19 protein-coding genes are annotated in these 22,512 nt (G+C 72.4%); 10 read left to right on the forward strand and 9 right to left on the reverse strand.

The features are described from left to right. Window positions 1-3: 3 nt before the first annotated feature. From IAG44_RS35160 to IAG44_RS35170, 3 genes are all read right to left on the reverse strand, one after another. Window positions 4-675, reverse strand: a complete 672-nt coding sequence (locus tag IAG44_RS35160; protein ID WP_187751106.1) for a zf-HC2 domain-containing protein — start codon at window positions 673-675, stop codon at window positions 4-6. 195 nt (window positions 676-870) lie between these two features. After that, complete coding sequence (locus IAG44_RS35165) at window positions 871-1,392, reverse strand: hypothetical protein (protein ID WP_187751107.1); 522 nt, start codon at window positions 1,390-1,392, stop codon at window positions 871-873. 134 nt (window positions 1,393-1,526) lie between these two features. Beyond that, a complete protein-coding gene (locus tag IAG44_RS35170; RefSeq protein ID WP_055724814.1) occupies window positions 1,527-2,069 on the reverse strand; it encodes a sigma-70 family RNA polymerase sigma factor in 543 nt (180 codons plus the stop codon). A gap of 470 nt (window positions 2,070-2,539) precedes the next feature. Here IAG44_RS35170 and IAG44_RS35175 point away from each other — a divergent pair, with 470 nt between their 5' ends. Further along, a complete protein-coding gene (locus IAG44_RS35175) occupies window positions 2,540-3,700 on the forward strand; it encodes a CapA family protein (RefSeq protein WP_425508489.1) in 1,161 nt (386 codons plus the stop codon). 3 nt (window positions 3,701-3,703) lie between these two features. Here the strand turns inward: IAG44_RS35175 and IAG44_RS35180 are convergent, their stop codons facing one another. Then, window positions 3,704-4,177, reverse strand: a complete 474-nt coding sequence (locus IAG44_RS35180) for a universal stress protein (protein WP_187751109.1) — start codon at window positions 4,175-4,177, stop codon at window positions 3,704-3,706. A gap of 76 nt (window positions 4,178-4,253) precedes the next feature. On the opposite strand from IAG44_RS35180, the gene lysX reads away from it, so the two are divergent. Then, window positions 4,254-7,481 (forward strand): bifunctional lysylphosphatidylglycerol synthetase/lysine--tRNA ligase LysX, encoded by a 3,228-nt coding sequence (lysX, locus tag IAG44_RS35185; protein WP_187751110.1) that lies wholly within the window; start codon window positions 4,254-4,256, stop codon window positions 7,479-7,481. An 85-nt stretch (window positions 7,482-7,566) separates the two neighbouring features. Then, window positions 7,567-8,397, forward strand: a complete 831-nt coding sequence (locus IAG44_RS35190; protein WP_187751111.1) for a polysaccharide deacetylase family protein — start codon at window positions 7,567-7,569, stop codon at window positions 8,395-8,397. 33 nt (window positions 8,398-8,430) lie between these two features. Here IAG44_RS35190 and IAG44_RS35195 read toward each other — a convergent pair whose 3' ends face one another. Further along, window positions 8,431-9,111 carry a class F sortase gene (locus IAG44_RS35195; RefSeq protein WP_187751112.1) on the reverse strand — a complete coding sequence of 227 codons (681 nt, stop codon included), beginning with the start codon at window positions 9,109-9,111 and terminating at the stop codon, window positions 8,431-8,433. A gap of 332 nt (window positions 9,112-9,443) precedes the next feature. Between IAG44_RS35195 and IAG44_RS35200 the strand changes: the two genes are divergently transcribed. After that, entirely contained in the window at window positions 9,444-9,941 is a 498-nt protein-coding gene (locus tag IAG44_RS35200; protein ID WP_187751113.1) for a hypothetical protein, read from the forward strand. Between the two features lie 90 nt (window positions 9,942-10,031). Here IAG44_RS35200 and IAG44_RS35205 read toward each other — a convergent pair whose 3' ends face one another. The 3 genes from IAG44_RS35205 to IAG44_RS44380 all read right to left on the reverse strand — a co-directional run bounded on the left by IAG44_RS35205 (window position 10,032) and on the right by IAG44_RS44380 (window position 11,734). Further along, window positions 10,032-10,553 carry a hypothetical protein gene (locus IAG44_RS35205; protein WP_187751114.1) on the reverse strand — a complete coding sequence of 174 codons (522 nt, stop codon included), beginning with the start codon at window positions 10,551-10,553 and terminating at the stop codon, window positions 10,032-10,034. A gap of 209 nt (window positions 10,554-10,762) precedes the next feature. Then, window positions 10,763-11,527 carry a bestrophin-like domain gene (locus tag IAG44_RS35210; RefSeq protein WP_187751115.1) on the reverse strand — a complete coding sequence of 255 codons (765 nt, stop codon included), beginning with the start codon at window positions 11,525-11,527 and terminating at the stop codon, window positions 10,763-10,765. Between the two features lie 75 nt (window positions 11,528-11,602). Beyond that, complete coding sequence (locus IAG44_RS44380) at window positions 11,603-11,734, reverse strand: hypothetical protein (RefSeq protein ID WP_281404318.1); 132 nt, start codon at window positions 11,732-11,734, stop codon at window positions 11,603-11,605. Window positions 11,735-12,963: 1,229 nt separating this feature from the next. On the opposite strand from IAG44_RS44380, the gene IAG44_RS35215 reads away from it, so the two are divergent. The 3 genes from IAG44_RS35215 to IAG44_RS35225 all read left to right on the forward strand — a co-directional run bounded on the left by IAG44_RS35215 (window position 12,964) and on the right by IAG44_RS35225 (window position 17,175). After that, on the forward strand, window positions 12,964-13,983 hold the full coding sequence (locus IAG44_RS35215; RefSeq protein WP_187751116.1) for an SCO0930 family lipoprotein: 1,020 nt from the start codon (window positions 12,964-12,966) through the stop codon (window positions 13,981-13,983). Window positions 13,984-14,230: 247 nt separating this feature from the next. After that, on the forward strand, window positions 14,231-15,043 hold the full coding sequence (locus IAG44_RS35220; protein WP_187751117.1) for an SAM-dependent methyltransferase: 813 nt from the start codon (window positions 14,231-14,233) through the stop codon (window positions 15,041-15,043). Then, the gene (locus tag IAG44_RS35225; protein WP_187751118.1) at window positions 15,040-17,175 is read left to right on the forward strand and encodes a putative bifunctional diguanylate cyclase/phosphodiesterase; all 2,136 of its coding nucleotides are present in this window, start codon (window positions 15,040-15,042) and stop codon (window positions 17,173-17,175) included. The genes IAG44_RS35220 and IAG44_RS35225 overlap by 4 nt, the downstream gene beginning before the upstream one ends. 913 nt (window positions 17,176-18,088) lie before the next feature. Here the strand turns inward: IAG44_RS35225 and IAG44_RS35230 are convergent. After that, window positions 18,089-18,973: a LysR family transcriptional regulator gene (locus tag IAG44_RS35230; protein ID WP_187751119.1), complete on the reverse strand. Its 885-nt coding sequence runs from the start codon at window positions 18,971-18,973 to the stop codon at window positions 18,089-18,091. A 131-nt stretch (window positions 18,974-19,104) separates the two neighbouring features. Between IAG44_RS35230 and IAG44_RS35235 the strand changes: the two genes are divergently transcribed. From IAG44_RS35235 to IAG44_RS35245, 3 genes are read left to right on the forward strand one after another with little or no spacing between them, the layout of a single operon-like run. Continuing rightward, window positions 19,105-19,776: a succinate dehydrogenase gene (locus IAG44_RS35235; protein ID WP_187752982.1), complete on the forward strand. Its 672-nt coding sequence runs from the start codon at window positions 19,105-19,107 to the stop codon at window positions 19,774-19,776. A gap of 1 nt (window position 19,777) precedes the next feature. Then, window positions 19,778-21,727: a fumarate reductase/succinate dehydrogenase flavoprotein subunit gene (locus tag IAG44_RS35240; protein ID WP_187751120.1), complete on the forward strand. Its 1,950-nt coding sequence runs from the start codon at window positions 19,778-19,780 to the stop codon at window positions 21,725-21,727. Further along, on the forward strand, window positions 21,724-22,473 hold the full coding sequence (locus IAG44_RS35245) for a succinate dehydrogenase/fumarate reductase iron-sulfur subunit (RefSeq protein WP_187751121.1): 750 nt from the start codon (window positions 21,724-21,726) through the stop codon (window positions 22,471-22,473). The genes IAG44_RS35240 and IAG44_RS35245 overlap by 4 nt, the downstream gene beginning before the upstream one ends. Window positions 22,474-22,512: the final 39 nt, after the last annotated feature.

Genomic DNA, 22,512 nt, shown 5'->3' on the forward strand with positions numbered 1-22,512 from the left:
TCCTCACGACCCCGCCGGGATCCGCAGCAGCGTCTGATCGCCTTCGCGCACGTCGTAGAAGGCGATGTCCCCGGTGTGCATCGCCGTCCCCCCGTGCATCGTGGTGGGCCGGGCATCGTGGTCGGGGACCATCCACCCGGTCGCCGTCTGCTCGCTGCCGTCGCGGCCGACGATGACGAGACGGCAGGAACGCGGCCCCGCGCCGTCCTTGACCTCGACCTCGATGTCCGCGCCCCACGCCTTGTCGGCGGCGGTCACCCGGGCCCACACCCCGGACTTCGCGTCGGTCGCGGCGATCTTCACCTGACCGCTCGCCACGGCCTGAGTCCCCTCCCCGCCCCCGACCGCCATCATCAGCGCGGGCCCGGCCAGCGCGACGACGACGGACGCGGCCAGCCCGTACAGGAACCGCCGGCGCACCGCGCGGCGCCGGGCCGCGACCTCGCCGAGCAGCTTGTCCAGCAGCCGGGGGCCGGGCCCCGCGAAGGGGTGCACCGAACGCGGGGTGGCCCGCCGGTACAGCATCAACTGCCGGGTCGTGGGCCCGAACTCCGTGACCTGAGCCGCGCACCGAGGACACTCCATGAGGTGGTCCTCGAAGCGGAAGGCTTCCGCTTCGTCCAGGACACCGAGCGCGTACGCGCCGACGTCCACATGCTGTTCCAGGGACCTCATCGCCGAATCCTCGTGCCGTTGGGTGCGGTTGGGGTTACTCCTTGCTCCCACCGGTACGCACCCGGCTCCGGAATCACTCAAGGCGTGTGCAGAATCGTGACCCAGATGTTCGGAGCCGCCACGCGGACGGATTGGTCGGATCGGAAACTTTTTTGCGCGCCCCTGATCCGATCCGGCCCAGCCCTCCGATCCGGCCTAGAACAGGTGGATCGCCAAGTGCCCCAGCGGCAGCCCGAGTTGCCAGGCCGGCGTCCACACCTTCGGCCCGTCCTCCTCGCCGACGCCGACGACCGCGCCGCCGCCCGGGACCGCGTTGAGGTCGGGGGCGAGGAGTTCGGTCTCCTCCAGCCACCGCCAGGCGTCCTCCGCGAGCCGCAGGTCCGGCGAGTCGAGCCCCGACTCGGTGATGCGCGCGGCGAGTCCGGCGAGCCGTTCGCTCACCCAGTCCTGCCACGGCTGGTCGTACGCGGTCAGCGACAGCCACGTCTCCAGCTGCGTGACCACCCTGATGCCGGGGAGTTCCCCGTCGGTGTCCGACAGGAAGATGGTGAGCGCCAGCGCGTCGCGCCCGGCGCGGAACTCGAACGACGTGGGCGGCATCAGGTCGCCCGTGCGCAGGAGTTCGTCGGCGATGTACTCGGCGTACAACCAGGCCATGGGGACGGTGAGTTCACCGTCGTCGGACCCGTCCGTGCCGTGATGATCTCTGTCCAGCATCCCTCGCAGCCTTCCCTCCGGTGTGCCGTCGCCCGTCGCCGGGCCCCCAGTCCGGAACACGGATGGGAACAGCCGATTACTCAACCGGGGTCACAGGCAAGGCGCTTTACGGAGGTTTGACTCTGCGATGGGTTTCAGCGCAGGTCGGCCGCGTAACCCGGAAGGACCCGGCGCAGGGCGCGCAGCGCGTAGTACGCGCGGGACTTCACGGTACCGGGAGGGATGCCCAGTATCTCGGCGGCCTCCGCCACACTCGCCCCCTGGAAGTACACGAGCACCAGGACTTCACGGTGTTCGGGAGTGAGAGTCTTCACAGCCTCGCGGACGTCGAGGGCGGCGGCGGCGCGCTCCGCGTGGTCGGCGCAGACCGGAGCGTGTTCCAGCACCGCGTCGCCCACCTCGGCCGGCCGTGCCTGCCGGGCCCGCCGCGCGTCGATCGCGAGCCGCCGGCCGACGGTCATCAGCCAGGGCCGCACGGAGTCGAAGTCGTCCGCCCGCAGGGCCTCGGGGTGCTGCCACGCCCGGACCAGGGTCTCCTGGACGAGGTCCTCCGCGCGCTGCCGGTCGCCGTCGCTCAGGCGCAGCAGCAGCGCGAAGAGGGGCCGCCCGTGTTCCCGCTGGAGCGCGGCGAGTTCATGCTCAGCGGTCGTCTTCGGCTGCGTGAGTGTGGCGGTCATGGCCGTTATGCCACCCCAGGGCCGTCACTCAGCGACAGGGCGCGTACACGGATCTGCGACGGACGGTCGATCGCGTCGACGAACGGTTCGACGAACGGTCGGTGAACGGCGGTGCGGGGAGTTCCGGTTCGGGGCGGGGACGGGGGTTCGATTCGCCGGCCGACGCGGGGCGGCGGGCCAGATCCGGCGTGGTGGCACCCGGTGCGGGGCCGATGGGGGCGGTCGCGGCGCGCGGTCGCGGCGCACGCGGGCCGGCCCGGCGCCGTGCCGCCAAGCACCGGCCGGCGGCGAGGGACGGGTTCAGGCCGCTTCACGGACGGACGCCACCCTCAGCCCGCCCCCTCCCTTACGCCGATCGCGCGCATCCTCCCCACCCCCAGGAGCGCCGCCACCCCCTCGGCGCGGGGATGCGCTAGGAGTGTGGCCGAGCGTCGTCGGTATGACAATCAGACCAGAACGGGGTTGTTGTGGTGAACACACGCAGACCGCTGGCCCTCGCCGTCACCGTCCTCCTCGCGGTGGCCGCCTGCCAGGTCCAGGAGTCCCGCGAGGAGAAACGGCCCGCGCCGGGCAGGCCGGCCCCCTCCGCGCCCCCCGCCCGCACCGGCTTCACCCTCGTCGCCACCGGCGACGTCCTCCCGCACACCTCGGTCATCGAACGCGCCCGCTTCGACGCCGGCGGCCGGGGCCACGACTTCCGCCCCATGCTCGACGGCGTCCGCGCGCTCGTCTCCCGCGCCGACCTCGCCCTGTGCCACATGGAGACGGTGTACGGCGCGAACGGTGACTACACCGGCTACCCCGCGTTCAAGTCCCCGCCGGAGATCGCCGAGGGCCTGGCCGCGACCGGCTACGACGGCTGCTCCACCGCCTCCAACCACAGCCTCGACGACGGCCCGGCCGGCGTGCGCCGCACCCTCGACGCCCTCGACGGCGCCGGCGTCCGCCACGCGGGCACCGCCCGCACCCCCGAGGAGGCCACCACCCCGACCCTCCTGCGCGCGGGCCGCGCCACCGTCGCCCACCTCGCCTACACCTACGGCACCAACGGCTACCCCCTCCCGCAGGGCCAACCCTGGAGCGTCAACCTCATCGACGAGGCCCGCGTCGTCGCCGACGCCCGCGCCGCGCGCAGGGCCGGCGCCGACGTCGTGGTCGTCTCCCTGCACTGGGGCACCGAATGGCAGGACGCCCCCGACGACCGTCAGCTCACCCTGGCCCGCACCCTCACCGCGTCGCACACCGCGGGACGCCCCGACGTCGACCTGATCCTCGGCACGCACGCCCACGTCCCCCAGGCGTACGAGAAGGTCAACGGCACCTGGGTCGTCTACGGCATGGGCGACCAGATCGCGGGCGAGATGGTCAACCACCAGGGACAGCGGGACCCGCGCGGCAACCAGTCCACCGTCGCCCGCTTCACCTTCGCCCCGCCCGCCACCCCCGGCGCCCGCTGGAATGTCACCCGGGCCGAGTTCGTGCCCCAGTTGTTCGACATCGACGCCGGCCGCGTCCTCGACCTGAACCACGCCCTCGCCCAGGGCGCCGACGTCCGGGGCGTCCGCGACCGGATCAGGGACGTCGTCCTCAGCCGGGGCGCCGCCAGCGACGGCCTCACCATGGCCGAGTGACGTCTACGGGACGACCGTCACCGGCCAGCGCCCCGCCTTGACCAGCCGGACCGCCACCGACCCCACGATCCGGTGCCCCGCCTGTTCCGACGCGCCGACGACCACCGCGTCCGCCTTGAGGTCGTCGGCGGCGGCCACGAGACCGGTGTAGGGGTCGCCGCGGAACGTGTGGAACTCCCAGCGGATGTCGAATATCCCCTTGAGGCGTTCCGTCTCGCTGCGGACCATCGCCATCAGGTCCTCGGCGATCGCCTCGGTCGTCTCGGCGACCGGTGCCCCGACCGCCGCCCCCGCCGCCAGCACCGGCTGGACGTACACGATCGCCAGCAGCGCGTGCTGGCGCCGGGCGAGCCCGGCCGCGTAGGCGGCGGCGCGGAGGGAGGAGTCGGAGCCGTCGACCCCGACCACGATGACCTTGGGTCCGTCGGTGCCCCGCTCGAACCCCTGCGAGGGCTGCCGCTCATGCTGTTCCGTCACGCGGCGAGGCTATCGGAACACCCGCTTCCCCCCGCTCGGCGGGCGCGCGGCCCGGTCCCTTCCTACAGTCGGAGCCATGAGCGCAGCCGCAGCAGAGACCGCCCCCGCGCGGCAGGCCGACCCGCCCGGACACCTGCGTCACCTCACCCGCGTCCCCGAGGCGTTCGGCGCGTTCTTCGGCGCGATCGGCGCCCTGTGCGTCATCCTCGCCTTCGTCCCGCCGCTGCGCCGCCTGCTGCGCCCGGCCGTCGACGTCCTCGACGCGCAGCTCATCCCGGTCAGCGCGAACCTCGCCTACGCGGTCTTCCTGTTCCTGCTGGCCGGCGCGACGGCCGCCCGCAAGAAGGTCGCCTGGTGGCTGGTCGTCGTCTATCTGGGCCTGCTCGCGGTGGGCGACGGTCTCGGGATCGCGTTCGGCGACTACGTCGAGTCGCTGCCCTCGCTGGTGATCTGCGGGCTCGCCCTCGTCGTCCTGATCCTCGCGCGCCGCGAGTTCTACGCCGCCTCCCGGCACGGGGCCGTGCGGCGCGCCGTCCTCGTCCTGCTGGTCGGCCTCGGGCTCGCGATCCTCGCGGGCTGGGGGCTCGTCGAGGTGTTCCACGGCACCCTGCCGCGCGGCCAGCGGCTCGCCTGGGCCGCCGACCGGGTGCTGGGTGGTCTGGTGTCCGGCGGCTCCTTCGACGGGCGTCCGCCGCGCGCCCTGTTCTTCCTCCTCGGCCTCTTCGGCGCCCTCGCCCTGCTGAACGCCGCCGCGACGCTGTTCCGCAGCCAGCGCATGGAGGCCGCCCTGCACGGCGACGAGGAGGCCCGCATCCGCGCCCTCCTGAAGCGCTACGGCGGCCAGGACTCCCTCGGCTACTTCGCCACCCGCCGTGACAAGGCCGTCGTCTTCTCGCCCAGCGGCAAGGCGGCCGTCACCTACCGCGTCGAGGCCGCCGTCTGCCTCGCCAGCGGCGACCCCGTCGGCGACCGGGAAGCCTGGCCGCACGCCATCGCCGCCTGGCTGGAGACCGCCCGCCGCCACGGCTGGACCCCCGCCGTCATGGGCGCCTCCGAGGACGGCGCCACCGCCTTCGCCCGCGCCGGCCTCGGCGCCCTCCAGCTCGGCGACGAGGCCATCCTCGACATCCCCTCCTTCGACCTCGGCGGACGCGACATGCGCGTCACCCGCCAGGCCGTCAACCGGGTCCGCCGCACCGGCGCCACCTGCCGGGTCCGCCGCCACTCCACCCTCACCGCCGAGGAGATGGACGAGGTCGTCGACCGCGCCGACGCCTGGCGCGACACCGAGACCGAACGCGGCTTCTCCATGGCCCTCGACCGGCTCGGCGACCCCGCCGACGGCGACTGCCTCCTCGTCGAGACCGTCGCCGCCGACGGCCGCCTCCTCGCCCTGCTCTCCTTCGTCCCCTGGGGCCCCGACGGCATCTCCCTCGACCTCATGCGCCGCGACCGCACGGCCCCCAACGGCGTCATGGAGTTCATGGTCGCCGAGGTCTGCGCCGCCGCCCCCAAGCTGGGCATCCGCCGTATCTCCCTCAACTTCGCGGTCTTCCGCTCGGTCTTCGAGGAGGGCGCCCGCATCGGCGCCGGGCCCGTGCTGCGGCTGTGGCGCCGGCTGCTGCTGTTCTTCTCCAAGTGGTGGCAACTGGAAGCCCTCTACCGCTCCAACGCCAAGTATCGGCCCGCCTGGTTCCCCCGCTTCCTGTGCTATGGCGACACCGGCGCCCTCGCCCGCGTCGGCCTCGCCTCCGGCATCGCCGAGGGCTTCGTCGTCGTCCCCTCCCTGCGCCGCCACCGCCTGAAGCACGCGGTGCGCCCCGCCTCCTCCACCGGCGACCTGCCGCCCCTGGAGGAGCTGACCGAGCCCGCCGAGCCGCGCGCCAAGGGCCCCTCCGACCAGGTCCGCGTCCGCCAGGAACACCTGAAACGGCTGTATGACGCCGGCACCGACCCCTACCCGGTCGGCGTCCCGGCCCCCACGCACGCCCTCGCGGACGTCCGGGACGGGGACGAGGTGACCGTCGCCGGACGTGTCCTGCGCGTGCGGGACTTCGGCGGGATCGTCTTCGTCACCCTCCGCGACTGGTCCGGCGACCACCAGCTCGCGCTGACCGACGCGCGCCGCTTCCGGGCCGACGTCGACCTCGGTGACCTCGTCACCGTCAGCGGGAGCGCCGGGCGCAGCGACAAGGGCGAACCGACCGTCTTCGTCGACGACTGGCAGCTCACCGGGAAGTGCCTGCGGCCCCTGCCCGACAAGCGGCGCGGGCTCACCGACCCCGAGGCGAAGGTGCGGCTGCGGGCCCTCGACCTCGTCACCAGCCCCACCGCCCGCGACACCGTCCGCGCCCGCTCCGCCGCCGTCCAGGCGCTGCGGCAGGGCCTCCTCGACCGGGGGTACCTCGAAGTCGAGACGCCCATGCTCCAGCAGATCCACGGCGGCGCCAACGCGCGTCCGTTCACCACCCACATCAACGCCTACGACCTCGACCTGTACCTGCGGATCGCCCCCGAGCTGTACCTCAAACGGCTGTGCGTGGGCGGTCTGGAGAAGGTCTTCGAGATGGGCCGGACCTTCCGCAACGAAGGCGTCTCGCCCAAGCACAACCCCGAGTTCACGATGCTGGAGGCGTACCAGGCGTACGCCGACTACGACGTCATGCTCGACCTCACCCGCGAACTGATCCAGGGCGCCGCCCGCGCCGCCTTCGGCACCCCGCTCGTCCGCAAGGGCGGGCAGGAGTACGACATCTCCGGGCCGTGGCCCGTCAAGACCGTCTACGGGGCGATCTCCGAGGCGCTGGGGGAGGAGGTGAGCGCCGACACCGGACTCCCCGCACTGCGCCGGCTGTGCGACAAGGCCGCAGTGCCGTACGGGGACGGCGACGGGCGCGGCGACGTCGTGCTGGAGATGTACGAGCGGCTGGTGGAGGAGCGGACCCAGCTGCCGACGTTCTACAAGGACTTCCCCACGGACGTCTCCCCGCTCACCCGGCAGCACCGGGCCGATCCGCGCGTCGCCGAACGCTGGGACCTCGTCGCGTTCGGGACCGAACTCGGCACCGCCTACTCCGAGTTGACCGACCCCGTCGAGCAGCGGCGACGCCTCACCGAGCAGTCGCTGAAGGCCGCGGGGGGCGACCCCGAGGCGATGGAGCTCGACGAGGAGTTCCTGGAGGCGCTGGCCTACGCGATGCCGCCCACCGGCGGACTGGGGATCGGGGTGGACCGGCTGGTCATGTTCCTCACGGGGCTCACCATCCGCGAGACGCTGCCGTTCCCGCTGGTCCGTCGAAGATGAGCTTTTTCGGCTGGCGGAGTGGAAATCGGACGCCGTACCGGTGTCGTGAGGGTGACTCCCGGCCCGCGTGGGTGACTGATGCTTCATGCACAGAGATCAGGTGTTCACACGGCGTCGGGTGTTGTGGGGAGCGGGCGCCGTCGCCGCGGGGGGTGCCGGGGCCGTCGCCCTCGGGGTGAGCGGCGGGGGCGAACCGGCCGCCGTCCCCGCCGCCGGGCCCCCGGCCCGCACCGTGCCCCGCAAACCCTCCGCCTACCGCCTCCAGCCCATCACCGGCTTCGGCCCGCCGCCCGCCTCCTCCCGGCTCCCCGCCCGGCGCAAGCCGATCCTCGAGATGTCGGGCCGGGGCAACACCATGGTCCTGACCTTCGACGACGGCCCCGACCCCCGCTACACACCCGCGATCCTCGACACGCTCGACGAGTACGGCGTGCGCGCGATGTTCTTCGTGTGCGGCGAGATGGCCACGGACCACCGGGAACTGCTGGCACGGATGGCCGACGAGGGCCATGTCGTCGGCAACCACACCTGGTCCCACCCGCTGCTGACGAAACTGCGGCGCGGCCGGATCCGCTCGGAGATGGAGCGGACCTGCGAGGTGATCGAGGAGGCGTACGGGGAGCGGCCGAGGTGGTTCCGGGCGCCGTACGGGGCGTGGAACCGGGCCGCGTTCCAGATCGGGGCGGAGCTGGGGATGGAGCCGCTGGCCTGGACGGTGGACACGCTGGACTGGACGACCCCGGGCACCGGCACCATCGTCCGCCGCGTCGCCGGCGGCGCCGGGCCCGGCGTGGTGGTGCTGTCGCACGACGCGGGCGGGGACCGGACGCAGAGTGTGCGGGCGCTGCGGCGGTATCTGCCGCGGCTGCTGGACTCCGGGTACCACATCACCGTGCCGCGCGGGCACCCCGCCTGAGGGGGGGCGGGCGCCCGCCCGGCGGACGTCCGCTCAGCGGACCTCGGTCAGGCGGGCGAAGACCACGACGTTCCCGTCGTAGCCGTCGGCCTTGGAGAAGCCGCCGCCGCAGGTGATGACCCGCAGTTCGGGGGCGCCCTTGGAGGCGTACACGCGGTCGCCGGGGAAGTTCTTCTTCTCGAAGACCTCGATGCCGTAGACCTCGAACACGGCCGTCTTCCCGTCCGCCCGGGCCACCTCGACCTTGTTGCCCTTCTTCAGCGCGCCGAGGCCGTAGAAGACGGCGGGCCCGAGCTTGTTGTCGACATGGCCGACGACCACCGCCGTGCCCTTCTCGCCGGGCGAGACCCCGCCCGTGAACCAGCCCGCGAGGTTCGGGTTCTCGGGCGGCGGCGCGTCCACCCACCCGGCCGCGTCGAGGCCGACCGGCATCACCGGGGCGTCGACCCGGATCGCCGGCACCCGCACCCGCTGCGGCACCGAGTACGACAGCGGGTCCGGGGCCTTGTCGAAGACGCTCCCGGTCAGCCCGCCCGACCTGCTGTCGGCGGCAGCGGCGGCGGCCGGCTGCGGCGGGCCCGCGTCGAACTCGCCCGAGCCGTTGCGGATGAGCGCGAGGCCCGTCAGCAGGACCAGCGCTATCACGCCCCACGGCGCGCGCTTCCTCGGCCGCTCCTCCTCGTCCGCCGCCTCGGACAGCCCGTAACCCGACATTCGCCATCCCCTTTCGACACGGCCGTCACCGTGTCCCGTAGCGCACACCGAAACGCTAGGACGGCCCGCGGGGCGCCGCGACAAGTGAGCGGCGAACGGGTGGCCGCCGGACGGGGAAGTGCGCCATCCGAGTTGACGGGCGCAGGAAATTTCTGACGGTCCGTGACCTGCGCGGATGTCTGATTATGCGAACGGTGCACGGCGTGTCGGCTCACCAGGACGGACCAGTCCCGAAATGCGGGCGCCCGCACGGCATCTGAGGGTCTTTCCGGGAGGCGTTCTCTCGCCGACAGACCGGGGACGTGCCCCGGGGCGCCTTCCGCGGAGGAACCATGCGAACCACTCGTGCCCTGGCGGCCTCGGCCGCCGCGTGCGCCGTCCTGGGCCTCGCCGCCCCGACGGCGTCGGCCTGGACCGACCCGACGTCGGTCACCTCGGCGCCCAGCGTCATCGCCCGGGGCGGCCAGCTCGTGCTCACCGTCAACGGGGGCGGTCAGAACGCGTGCACCACCGGAGGCTCGTCGATCAGCTCCCCGGCCTTCCCGACGACCAACTTGACGTCCATGGGCGGCAACACGGCCACCGCGACCGTCCGCGTCAACTCCTTCGCCAGCGCCGGGTCGTACAGCGTCACGACCACCTGCGAGGGGCGCACCCGGACCTTCCCCGGCGTCTTCACCGTCCTCGGCGGGGTGCGCGGCGGGCTCGGGGGCTCCTCGACCACCGGCGCGACGCCGACCGACATGGCGATCGGCGGGGGGCTCGTCGCGGCGGCCGTCGTCGGGGGCGGGGTGTTCTGGATGCGGCGGCGCGCGGAGCGGCGCATCTGAGGAACCGGGCTCTTCCCGAAGAGCCCGGACATGCCGTCGGCCCGGTCCCTCGTCCTTCGAGGGCCGGGCCGACAGCGTGGTGGCGAGGTGTCAGGCGCCGTCCTCGCCCGTGCGACGGCGGGAGAAGTGGTACGCCGCGCCGACCGAGCCCACGATGAGCAGCGTGCCGAGGCCCAGTTCCTTGAGGTCGAAGCCGCCGACCGTGCCGCCCTCACCGGCGTGCACACCCCGGTTCGGGGGGTACGGCACCGGGGTGGGCACCCGGCCGCCCGCGATCGTCAGCTGCGCCGTGCCGGTGTCGCCGCCGTTGCAGGTGAACGTCACGCGGTAGGAGGCGCCGGGGCGGGCGTCCCAGTCGACGGTCGCCGTGGACTGCGAGCGGTCCGGTGGGATGCGGACGGTGTCGAAGACGCCGGACGAGACGATGACCGTCCCGCCGCAGTTGCCGTTGCCCCGGTCCACCGAGAGCGTGACCTGGCCGCCCGCCGCGATCGTCGACGGCATCACGCTGAAGCCGAACGCGTTGCTGTCGCCCGCTGCCGCGGACGGTGCGGTGAGGGCCAGGGCGCCCGCGCCCAGCAGTGCGGCCGAGGCGACGCGTATCGCGCGCATGGTCAATCCTCCGGTCCCCGAGGAGCAGCTTGCGGACCTTTTCCGCTCGTGCCTGGAATGCACCTCGATGACCGAAACGCTAGGAACAGGTGTGCGTACGCGCGATCGGTGTCGTGCGAATGGGGCATGCGTGTGGGCCGCTCAGGGGATGTCGGCGGCGTGTCGGGCGCGGGGCCGGGGTTGAGGCTGCGTCAGTCCTGCGGGCCGGGTCAGTCCTTCGCGCCGGAGAAGAAGTGGAGGAACGGTTCGGCCGAGGCTGTGATGCCGCGGCTGTAGGGGGCGTCGAAGTCCCAGATGAGGAACAGCAGGAAGGCGATCAGCGCGGAGAACAGGCAGGCCAGGATGAGTTCGCGGGGTGTGCGGCCGATCTGGAGGGCGAAGACCATGCCGATCGTGACGATGCCGCCGCCCAGCAGGCCGCCCCACACGACGCCGGGCATCGTCGGGTCGATCGACTCGGCGCGGGCGGTGCGGGCCTGGTCGGCGGCGGCGACCTGGTCCATCAGTGGCTGGTACTGCTGGGCCTGGAAGTCCGTCGTCGGCTCGTAGTCCGTGACGTCGGCGCGCAGTCGCGCGAGGAGTTCGTCGCCCTTGTCGGTGAGCCGGCCGTCGTCCTTCATCGTCTTCCACTCGACGTCGACGATGTGTCCGACGTACGCGTTGACATCGGCGCGGATGCGGTCGCGTTCCGCCGCCGGGTACACGCGGACGCGTTCATGGATCTCGTGCAGGGCCTGGGCCTCCGCCTGGACGTGGTCCTGGGCGGCGCTCCTCGCCTCCCACACGCCGGCGATGGCGAGGCCCAGCACGATCGCGTACACGACGCCGATCCACATCGTCATGTACTCGATGACGTCCGGGGTCTCCGAGGGGTCCTCGTCCTCCGACGCGGTGCGCTGACGCAGCAGCGTGATCACGATCACGACCGCCACTGCGGCGGCCATCGAGAGGGTGAGAACAAGCCATTCCGGCAAGGGGGCCTCCTAATGGGGGGCGTGTAGGGAGCGTCTGCGGGGCGCGCGGGGTGGTGGGCGGGGCGTGTTCGTCCGTCAGCGCGGGCGCAGGGCCGCGACGGCGATCACCGCGGGGGCCGTGATCAGCAGGACGTACGTGACCGGGGAGGTGGTGCCGTGGGAGGGGCGCTTGCGGGGGGTCGCGTGGTGATAGGCCGGGTAGGTCACGGGGGATGCGGAGGGGGTGGGTGTGGGGGTCGGAGTGGGTGTCGGTGTCGGTGTGGGAGTTGGCGCGGGGGGTGGGGCCGGCCTCGGGATGGGGGCGGCGCGAGGTGGGGCGGGTGAGGGCTTCGGGGCCGGGGCGGGGGGTGGTTCGGGAGCGGGGCTCGGTTTGGGGGTGGGCTTCGGGGTCGGTTTCGGGGTCGGGGTCGGGGTGGGCTTGGGGGTCGGCGTCGGCTTGGGGGGCGTGGGGGTGGGCGTAGGCGTCGGGGTGGGGGTGGGTGTCGGAGTGGGCGTCGGGGTCGGTTCCGGGCAGTGCGGCGGTGGGGGTGGTGGCTTCGGGCGGCAGGGCGGGGGCGTGGGCCAGGGCCAGGACGAGTGACCCGCGACGGCCACCACCTCCAGGCCGTCCGGCCCCACGGACGCGTACGCGCACGCATCGGCGGACGCGACCCCGGCCGGCGCGCCCACCAGGATCCACGCAGCGGTCATCACGCCCAACACCCGTACGGTGAGGGCGGATCGGGTCGGTTCGGGTCCATGCACGACGCAGATCATCAGCCATCGCACCCCGGCGCACGCCCTTGTTCGGCCCCGCTTGACCCGAACGGGCGAACTTCTCCCCCGTTCGGTTTGACCCCGCCTCGACCGCGCGTCCGGGCAGGCGCACACATATCCACCCAACCTCGCCGCCACCGACCGCGTGAACCACCGGCGCCGGTGAGCGGCACGCGTTGCGGCTGGGCGGGCAGGCCGACGGCCCCGCGGGGTTACATCACCTGGTGGGGCCCCCGGTCCGGGCCGGGGTTCGTCCGCGTCGGTCCGGAGGGGCACGGAGTCGGCGCGCACGGTCGCCCGTCGGCTGCTGCGGAGTGTGCAGCGGTGACCCTCCTGGACGCCGAACGGCTCGTGCCGCCCTCGGGGACGACGCGCGGAGTGGCGTGACCGTTCGGGGGTGTCGGTGTGGACGCGGACTGTCGCCGGCGGTGCTTCCGAAGGGCCGTGCCGCGTGTGCCGCTTCGGCCGGTCGGGTCCCGCCGGGACGTGGCCCCGGCACAGCGCCCCCCCACCTCACCCCCACCCCTCCCGCGCAGCCCCCTCTCCGACCTCCCCCGGGGCAGCTCGCTGAAATTTTTTGGGGCGGGGTTGAACACAACCGCCGGTGCTGTGCGTAACCAATGCCGAGCGGCGGCGCAGCAGGGCGCTGGGAACGCTTGATGATGATCGGGGAGTTGACAATGAACACCTCCTGGCGGAGCGCCTCTCTCGTGGCGAGCGCTGTGGCCGTGCTGGCGCTGACGACGGCGTGCGGTCAGGAAAGCGGGGGCTCGACGGGCAGCCAGAACGTGGGGGCCACGGCGCCGGCGGGTACCGGCGGGCTCGGGAGCGTCGGCAGCGGAGGCTACGGCGGTGTCGGCACCGGCGTGGGCGCGGGCAGCAGCCCCGGCGCGAGCACCGGCGGCGGAACCGGCGGCGCGCAGGCCCAGGGCAGCGCCGGCGAACTCGCCGTCGCCACGAACGCCGAACTCGGCAAGATCGTGACCGACAGCGGCGGCCGCACCCTCTACCGCTTCGACTCGGACACCGCGGAGCCCCCGAAGTCGAACTGCAACGACGCCTGCGCGACGGCGTGGCCGCCGGTCGCGGCCGACGACGTCTCGGCGGGCGACGGCATCGACAAGTCGATCCTCGGCGAGGTCACCCGCGCCGACGGCACCAAGCAGCTGACGATCGACGGCTGGCCCGCGTACTACTACGCGAAGGACGCCAACCCGGGCGAGACGAACGGCCAGAACGTCGGCAACAAGTGGTTCGCGCTGGCCCCCGACGGCAAGAAGGCCAAGTCCGGCGGCGCGGGCGGCTCCGGCGCCACCGAGGTCTCCGACCTCCCGGGCCTCTCCACCCGCAACGACCCCAAGCTCGGCGAGATCGTCGTCGACAAGAACGGCATGACGGTCTACCGCTTCGTCAAGGACAAGGCGTGGCCGAAGCCGGTCTCGAACTGCAAGGGCGACTGCCTGGAGAAGTGGCCGATCGTCGCCCCCGTCGAGTTCTCCGACACGAAGGACATCCCGGAGAAGGGCTACATGACCTTCACCCGGCCCGACAACAACGAGGAGCAGCAGACCCTCAACTGCTCGCCGATCTACACCTTCATCAACGACAAGGAGCCCGGCGACACCAACGGGCAGGGCGTCGGCGGCACCTGGTTCGCGGTGCGCCCCGACGGCAAGCTGGTCGGCGCGCCGAACAAGTAACCGGCAACGAGTAACCGGCAAGCAGTCGCACCCTGGTCCGCCCTCTCCGCGCCGCACGGAGGGGGCGGACCTGTCGTGCGTACCGGCCGTCACCCGAAAGAGGCCACGCAGGAGCCGACAGAACCTACCGGAAACCCACACACGTTGACCGGTAACGGACGGTCAATTTCCGTTTCCGCTCGTTCTTTTGCCGGGCGATCAGTAGCCTCAGCTCGAACACCGCGCCGTCCGACGCCTTGGAGAACCGATGCAGCGACCCGCCTGGGCCCCGAGGAGCATCGACATCTCGATGCCCAGTGTGGCGCGCGTCAACGACTACTTCCTGGGCGGCTCGCACAACTTCGAGGCGGACCGGGCGGCGGCCCGCAGGGCGATGGAGTTCGTCCCGGGCCTGCCGAAGATCATGCGGGCCACCCGCGCGTTCACCCGCCGCGCGGTGCGCCATGCCGCAGCCAGGGGCATCACCCAGTTCCTCGACATCGGCGCCGGCCTGCCCACCTGCGGCGGCGTCCACGAGATGGCCCGCGACGCCGTCCCCGGCGCCCGCGTCGTCCACGTCGACAACGACGCGGTGGCCGTCGAGCACACCAGGGCCGTCCTCGCGGACGACCCGCACGCCGGCGCCGTCGCGGCCGATCTGCGCAGCCCCGAGGCGATCCTGACCAGCCCCCAGGTCCGCGAACTGCTGGACCTGCGGCGGCCGGTGGCGCTCCTGCTGATTGCGATACTGCACTTCGTGGACGACGAGGACGACCCCTACGGGGCGGTGGCGACGCTGCGCGACGCGCTCGCGCCGGGCAGCATGCTCGTCCTCACCCATGCCTCGTTCGAGGGAATCCCGCTGCCGCCCGAGCGGGCCGGCGGCGCGGTCGACGTGTTCAAGGACATCCGCAACCCGCTGATCATGCGCTCCCAGGGCGAGATCGCGCGGTTCTTCGAGGGGTACGACATGGTGGAACCTGGACTGGTGCCGATGCCTCTGTGGCGGCCCGAGACGCCCCCGGGGGACGAGGACCCCTATGCGTTCTGCGGTTTCGCCGGCGTGGGGACCACGGCGTGACGGCCGTGCAGGACGGGCCGGAGGACCGGCTGCGCCGGTTCGCGACGATCTGGAGCCGCGCCGTCTACCCGGCCACCTCCACCCCGCTCACCCGCCCCGAGTTCGAGGAACTGCTCCTGCCGCTGGCCAGGCGGCTGCGCGCGGCGCTCCTCGCGCGCACCTTCGACCCCGCCGAGGCCAGGGCCGTCGGCGCCGCCCTCGTCGGCGCGCACTGCACCGACCCCGAGGCGCTGGCCCAGGCCCTGGACTGCGTCGACGCCTACCTGGTGCTGTACTGCGGCGACGACGGCCCCGCCGAGGAGCTGCGCACCCGCTGCTCCCGTCTCCAGCACGCCCTGTCCGCCGGCTACGCGTACGCCCTGCGCGAGCGCACCCTCGCCGAGCAGGAGGCCATCGCGCAGGCCGCGCTCCAGGCCCAGGGCGTCGTCGCGCAGGCCCTGCACGCGAGCGAGGCCCGCTTCCGCGCGGTCTTCGAGGGCGCCGCCATAGGCATCTGGATCGCCGACCTCGACGGCCACGTCCTGGAGGTCAACGACGCGCTGGTCCGCATGTTCGGCGGCTCCGAACAGGCCGTGCGCGGCCGCGCCGTCACGGAGTGGACGCACACCGAGGACGCCCCGCAGGTGTGGAAGCTGTACGAGGAGCTGGTGCGCGGCGACCGTGAGCACTATCACACCGAGAAGGCGTTCTACCGGCCCGACGGCACCGTCCTGTGGACCAACCTGACGGTGTCCCTGCTGCGCGACGCCGACGGCTCCCCCCGCTACCAGCTCGCCCTCATGGAGGACACCACCGAGCGCCGCCTGCTCAACCTGCGGCTGCGCTACGAGGCCACCCACGACGCGCTCACCGGGCTGCCCAACCGCACGCTGTTCTTCGAACGCCTGGAGAAGATCGTCGCCGCCGGGGACGGCCGCCGCTACGGCCTGTGCTACCTCGACCTCGACGGCTTCAAGACCATCAACGACAGCCTCGGGCACGCCGCGGGCGACCGGCTCCTCGTCGAGATCGCCGACCGCCTCCAGTCCTGCGCGACCGCGCCCGGCGAGATGGTCGCCCGGCTCGGCGGCGACGAGTTCGTGGCCCTCACCACCGGGCCCGACTCCCCGCGCGAGGTCGACGAACTCGCCTCCCGCATCATGAACGTCCTCGTCGCGCCCGTCCGCATCGACGGCCGCGAACTCACCGTGCGCGGGTCCATCGGCATCGTCGAGGGGCAGGCGGGGGAGCGCAGCGCCGCCGAGGTGCTGCGCAGCGCCGACATCACGATGTACCGGGCCAAGTCGGCGGGCGGCAACCGCTTCGAACTCGCCGACGCGGAGGCCGACGCCCGCGCCATCACCCGGCACGGCCTGACGACCGCGCTGCCGGCGGCCCTGGAACGCGGCGAGTTCTTCATCGAGTACCAGCCGATCGTGCGGCTGGACGACGGCAGCGTGCGCGGCGCCGAGGCGCTGGTGCGCTGGCTGCATCCGCAGCACGGCGTGCTGGGCCCCGACCGGTTCATCCCGCTCGCCGAACACACCGGGCTCATCGTGCCGCTCGGCCGCTGGGTCCTGGAGCAGTCCGTCCGGCAGGCCCGCGCCTGGCGAGAACGGTTCGCGCAGCCCCGGCCGCTGCGCATCAACGTCAACCTCTCGCCCGTCCAGCTCAGCCATCCGGGGCTCGTCCAGGACACCGTCGAGATCCTGGAGCGCGAGGGCGTCGGGCCCGAGGCGCTGTGCCTCGAAGTCACCGAGTCCGCGCTCATCGGCGCCGACGACGACCTCCTCAAGCCGCTGCGGCAGCTCTCCGAGATGGGCGTCGACATCGCCCTCGACGACTTCGGCACCGGCTACTCCAACCTCGCCAACCTGCGCCGGCTCCCGCTGAACATCCTCAAGCTGGACCGGTCCTTCACCCAGGGCATGCAGCAGTTCCCCGCCGACCCCGTCGACCTCAAGATCGTCGAGGGCATCGTCACCATGGCCCACAGCCTCGACCTCGCCGTCACCGTCGAAGGCGTCGAAACCAGCGCCCAAGCCGACCAACTCCGCATCCTCGGCTGCGACACAGCCCAGGGCTGGTACTACGCAAGGCCGGGCCCACCGGAGCGGTTGCACGAGCTGGCGCTGGCGGACGCGGGGGGTTGAGCGGGCGTTGGCGGGCTGAGCGTGCGCCGGCGGGCTGAGCATGCGCGGCGGGCGCGCGGCGCGGGTTGTTGGTGAAGCGGGCGCGGTGCGGGAAGCCGGCGGTGCGGGTGACGCGGGCGGTTGGCGAATCATTTCGCGTGATCGGCGGATCATCACCCTGCCCGCGCCGCCGGGGATCGGCTTCGCGACCGCGTCCGCCGGTGGATCGGCTTCCCTGCCGGGTCCGCCGGCGGGTCAGCTCCCTGGCGGTGCCCGCCACTGGTCGGCCGCTTCCCCGGCCCCTTCTGCTGATGGTCACTTTCCTGCCCGCGTCTGCCGACGGGGTCGTTCCCCTCGGCCGCGTCCGCTGACCGGTCATCTCCCCGCCCGCGCCCGCCGGTGGATCGGCTTCCCGGCCGGGGCCGTCGGCGGGTGAGCTCCCTGGCTGGACCTGCTGGCGGGGCATCTTCCTGGCGGCGCTCGTCGGCGGTCGGTCGCTTCCCCGGCTTCTTCTGCTGATGGTCACTTTCCTGCCCGCGTCTGCCGACGGGGTCGTTCCCCTCGGCCGCGTCCGCTGACCGGTCATCTCCCCGCCCGCGCCCGCCGGTGGATCGGCTTCCCGGCCGGGGCCGTCGGCGGGTCAGCTCCCTGGCTGGACCTGCCGGCGGGGCATCTTCCTGGCGGCGCTCGCTGGCGGTCGGTCGCTTCCCCGGCTTCTTCTGCTGATGGTCACTTTCCCGCCCGCGTCCGCCGACGGGTCGTTCCCCCGGTGCGTCCGCTGACTGGTCAGTTTCCCGCCCGTGTTCACTGACCGGTCATCCCCCCGCCCGCGTCCGCCAACCGGTCAGCTTCCCGGCCGGGGCCGTCGGCGGCGGGGCGCTTTGTCGGCTGTGTTTGTCGGCCGGTCCCCCTCCCGCCCACGCCCCACGTCCGTTCACCTCTCCAGCAGCATCCGCTGGAGTTCCCGTGCTGCCCGAGGTGGGGCGACGTCGCTGCGGTGGGCCAGGGCGATGGTGCGGTGGAGGCCGGGGCGGGCCAGGGGGGTGACGCGGAGGTCATGGGCGGAGCGGGCGGCGACCATGCGGGGGACTACGGCGAGGCCGAGGCCGGCGCGGACGAAGCCGAGGACCGCGTCCATTTCGCCGCCCTCGACGGCGAACTCGGGCTCGAAGCCGGCGGAGCGGCAGGCCGCCACGGTGAGTTCGCGCAGGTCGTAGCCGTGCCGGAACATCACCAGCCGCTCGCCCGCGAGGTCCGCGACGCGCACGGCGCGCCGTCCCCCGCCCGGACGCGGCGCGTCCAGCGAGGACACCACCACCAGGTCCTCCCGCAGCAGCTCGACGGTCGTCAGCGCGGGCGCCGGCGCGGGCAGGGGGAGGACGACCAGCGCGAGGTCCAGCGCACCCCGGGCCAGTTCGCGGATGAGATCGTGCGAACCGCCCTCTTCGACGAGCAGCTGCACCCCCGGATACCGGTCGTGGAAGGCGCGCAGGACGTCGGGGAGGAGCCCCGTGCACAGGCTCGGTGTCGCGCCCAGTCGTACCCGGCCACCCCTCAACTGCACCAGTTCCCGCACCTCGTACCGCGCCGTCTCCGCGTCCGCGAGGATCCGCCGGGCCAGCGGCAGCAGCGCCTCACCGGCGTCCGTGAGCGTGATGTTGCCGCGCGCCCGCAGGAACAGATCCGCCCCGAGCTCCCGCTCCAGCGCCTTGATCTGTTGCGAAAGCGAAGGCTGGGCGACATGGACGGTCTCGGCGGCCCGCGTGAAGTGCCGGGCCTCCGCGACGGCGACGAAGTACTGAAGCTGCTGGAACTGCATACCCTCACCCTAAGCCCGCCATAGGCACAGGCTATGGAATCAAGCCGGACCATGTCTTGGACCGATGGCCTGGACGGCGCCTAGCGTTCTGAGCCATGGCTCTGGCAACGCGGACGGACCGACGGCCGTCGATGGCACGCACCGTGTGGGACTCCTCCGTCGGCAAGAAGACCGTGATGGCCGTCAGCGGCCTGATCATGCTGGCGTACCTCGTCGTCCACATGCTCGGCAACCTGAAGATCTTCTTCGGCGCCGGCGAGTTCAACCACTACGCCCACTGGCTGCGCACGATCGGCGAGCCGTTCATGCACTACGAGTGGACGCTGTGGGTGATCCGCGTCGTCCTGGTGCTCGCGGTCGTCGCCCACGCCGTCTCCGCGTACCAGCTCAGCCGCCGGGACATCAGGGCCAGGCCGAGCAAGTACGTGCACGCCAGGCGCCGGGCGAGCTACGCGACCCGGACCATGCGGTGGGGCGGGATCATCCTCGGCCTGTTCATCGTCTGGCACATCCTCGACCTGACGACCGGCACCGTGCACAGCGGCGGCTTCCAGGAGGGCAAGCCGTACCAGAACGTCGTGGACACCTTCTCCACCTGGTACGGCAACGTCATCTACCTCACCGCGATGCTCGCCCTCGGCCTGCACGTCCGGCACGGCTTCTGGGCCGCCGCCCAGACCCTCGGCGCCGGCAGCCGCAGCCGCGACCGGTTCCTGAAGACCACGGCGAACGTACTTGCCCTGCTGCTCACGGCCGGCTTCATCGCCGTCCCCGTGGGCGTGATGACCGGAGTGGTGAGCTGACATGACCGATTACACGGAGTACCGCACCGGCGACCCCCTCGCCGACACCAAGGCGCCCGCGGGCCCCGTCGCCGACCGCTGGGACACCCGCCGCTTCGAGGCCAAGCTCGTCAACCCGGCCAACCGCCGCAAGCACACCGTCATCGTCGTCGGCACCGGCCTCGCGGGCGGCTCCGCCGGGGCGACCCTCGCCGAACAGGGCTACCACGTCGTCCAGTTCTGCTACCAGGACTCCCCGCGCCGCGCCCACTCCATCGCCGCGCAGGGCGGCATCAACGCGGCGAAGAACTACCGCAACGACGGCGACTCGATCCACCGCCTCTTCTACGACACCGTCAAGGGCGGTGACTTCAGGGCCCGCGAGTCCAACGTCCACCGCCTCGCGCAGATCTCGGTGGAGATCATCGACCAGTGCGTGGCCCAGGGCGTGCCGTTCGCCCGCGAGTACGGGGGGCTGCTCGACACGCGGTCCTTCGGCGGCGTCCAGGTCTCCCGCACGTTCTACGCGCGCGGCCAGACGGGGCAGCAGCTTCTGCTGGGCGCCTATCAGGCGCTGAGCAGGCAGATCGCCGCCGGGAACGTCGAGATGCACCCGCGCACCGAGATGCTGGACCTGATCGTCGTCGACGGGCGGGCGCGCGGGATCGTCGCGCGGGACCTGATCACCGGGCGGGTGGAGACCTACTTCGCCGACGCCGTCGTCCTCGCCAGCGGCGGCTACGGGAACGTCTTCTACCTGTCGACGAACGCGATGAACTCCAACGCGACGGCGGTGTGGCGGGCGCACCGGCGGGGCGCGTACTTCGCGAACCCCTGCTTCACGCAGATCCACCCCACGTGCATCCCGCGCACGGGCGACCACCAGTCCAAACTCACGCTGATGAGCGAGTCGTTGCGCAACGACGGGCGGATCTGGGTGCCGAAGGCGAAGGGGGACACGCGGCCCGCGCACCAGATCCCCGAGGACGAGCGGGACTACTACCTGGAGCGGATCTACCCCTCCTTCGGCAACCTCGTCCCGCGCGACATCGCCTCCCGCGCCGCGAAGAACGTCTGCGACGAGGGACGCGGTGTCGGCCCCGGCGGGCAGGGCGTCTACCTCGACTTCGCCGACGCCATCAAGCGCATGGGCCGCAAGGCAGTTGAGGCGAAATACGGGAACCTCTTCGACATGTACCAGCGGATCACCGACGAGGATCCGTACGAGGTGCCCATGCGGATCTACCCGGCCGTGCACTACGCGATGGGCGGGCTGTGGGTCGACTACGACCTCCAGACGACCGTCCCCGGGCTGTTCGCGATCGGCGAGGCCAACTTCTCCGACCACGGGGCGAACCGGCTCGGCGCGTCCGCGCTCATGCAGGGCCTCGCGGACGGCTACTTCGTGCTGCCGGCCACCATCAACGACTACCTCGCCCGCAACCCCCGCCAGAGCGAGGTCACGGCCGAACACCCCGCCGTCCAGGAGGTGTTGGCCGAGACGGAGGACCGGATCAGCCTGCTCCTCGCGGTCGACGGGGACCGTACCCCCGACTCCTTCCACCGTGAACTCGGCGAGCTGATGTGGGAGTTCTGCGGGATGGCCCGCACGGACACCGGGCTGCGCAAGGCGCTGGAGCGGATCCCGCAGATCCGCGAGGAGTTCTGGCGGCGGATCAAAGTCCCGGGCACCGGCGAGGAGTTCAACCAGTCGCTGGAGAAGGCGAACCGGATCGTCGACTACCTCGAACTCGCCGAGCTGATGTGCCTCGACGCGCTGCACCGCGCCGAGTCCTGCGGCGGGCACTTCCGCGAGGAGTACCGGACGCCGGACGGTGAAGCCGCCCGCCGCGACGAGGAGTTCGGCTACGCGGCGGCCTGGGAGTTCACCGGCACCGGCGCGGCGCCCACCCTCCACAAGGAAGACCTCGTCTTCGAGTACGTCCACCCCACTCAGCGGAGTTACGCATGAGGCTCACCCTGCGCGTCTGGCGCCAGCAGAACGCCGACGCCGACGGCGCCATGTCGACCTACGAGGTCGACGGGATCTCGCCCGACATGTCGTTCCTGGAAATGCTCGACACCCTCAACGAGGACCTGATCCTGCGCGGCGAGGAACCCGTCGCCTTCGACCACGACTGCCGTGAAGGGATCTGCGGCGCCTGCTCGTTGGTCATCAACGGCGACGCGCACGGCCCCGAACGCACCACGACCTGCCAGCTCCACATGCGTTCCTTCTCCGACGGCGACACGATCGACGTCGAACCCTGGCGCGCCTCCGCCTTCCCGGTCATCAAGGACCTCGTCGTCGACCGCTCCGCCTTCGACCGCATCATCCAGGCCGGCGGCTACATCACCGCCCCCACCGGCGCCGCCCCCGAGGCCCACGCCACCCCCGTCCCCAAACCCGACGCCGACTTCGCCTTCGAACACGCCGAGTGCATCGGCTGCGGCGCCTGCGTCGCCGCCTGCCCCAACGGCGCCGCGATGCTCTTCACCTCCGCCAAGATCAACCACCTCAACGTCCTTCCGCAAGGCGCCCCCGAACGCGAGACCCGCGTCCTCGACATGGTCGCCCAGATGGACGACGAGGGCTTCGGCGGCTGCACCCTCACCGGCGAGTGCGCCACGGCCTGCCCCAAGGGGATTCCGCTGGTGTCCATCACCGCGATGAACCGGGAGTGGCTGCGGGCGACGCGGAAGTCCGCCAAGAAATAAGGAGACGTTCGCCGGGAAGAGGCGGACGGGCGGGACCGG

Source organism: Streptomyces roseirectus (assembly GCF_014489635.1).
Classification (GTDB): Bacteria; Actinomycetota; Actinomycetes; order Streptomycetales; family Streptomycetaceae; genus Streptomyces; species Streptomyces roseirectus.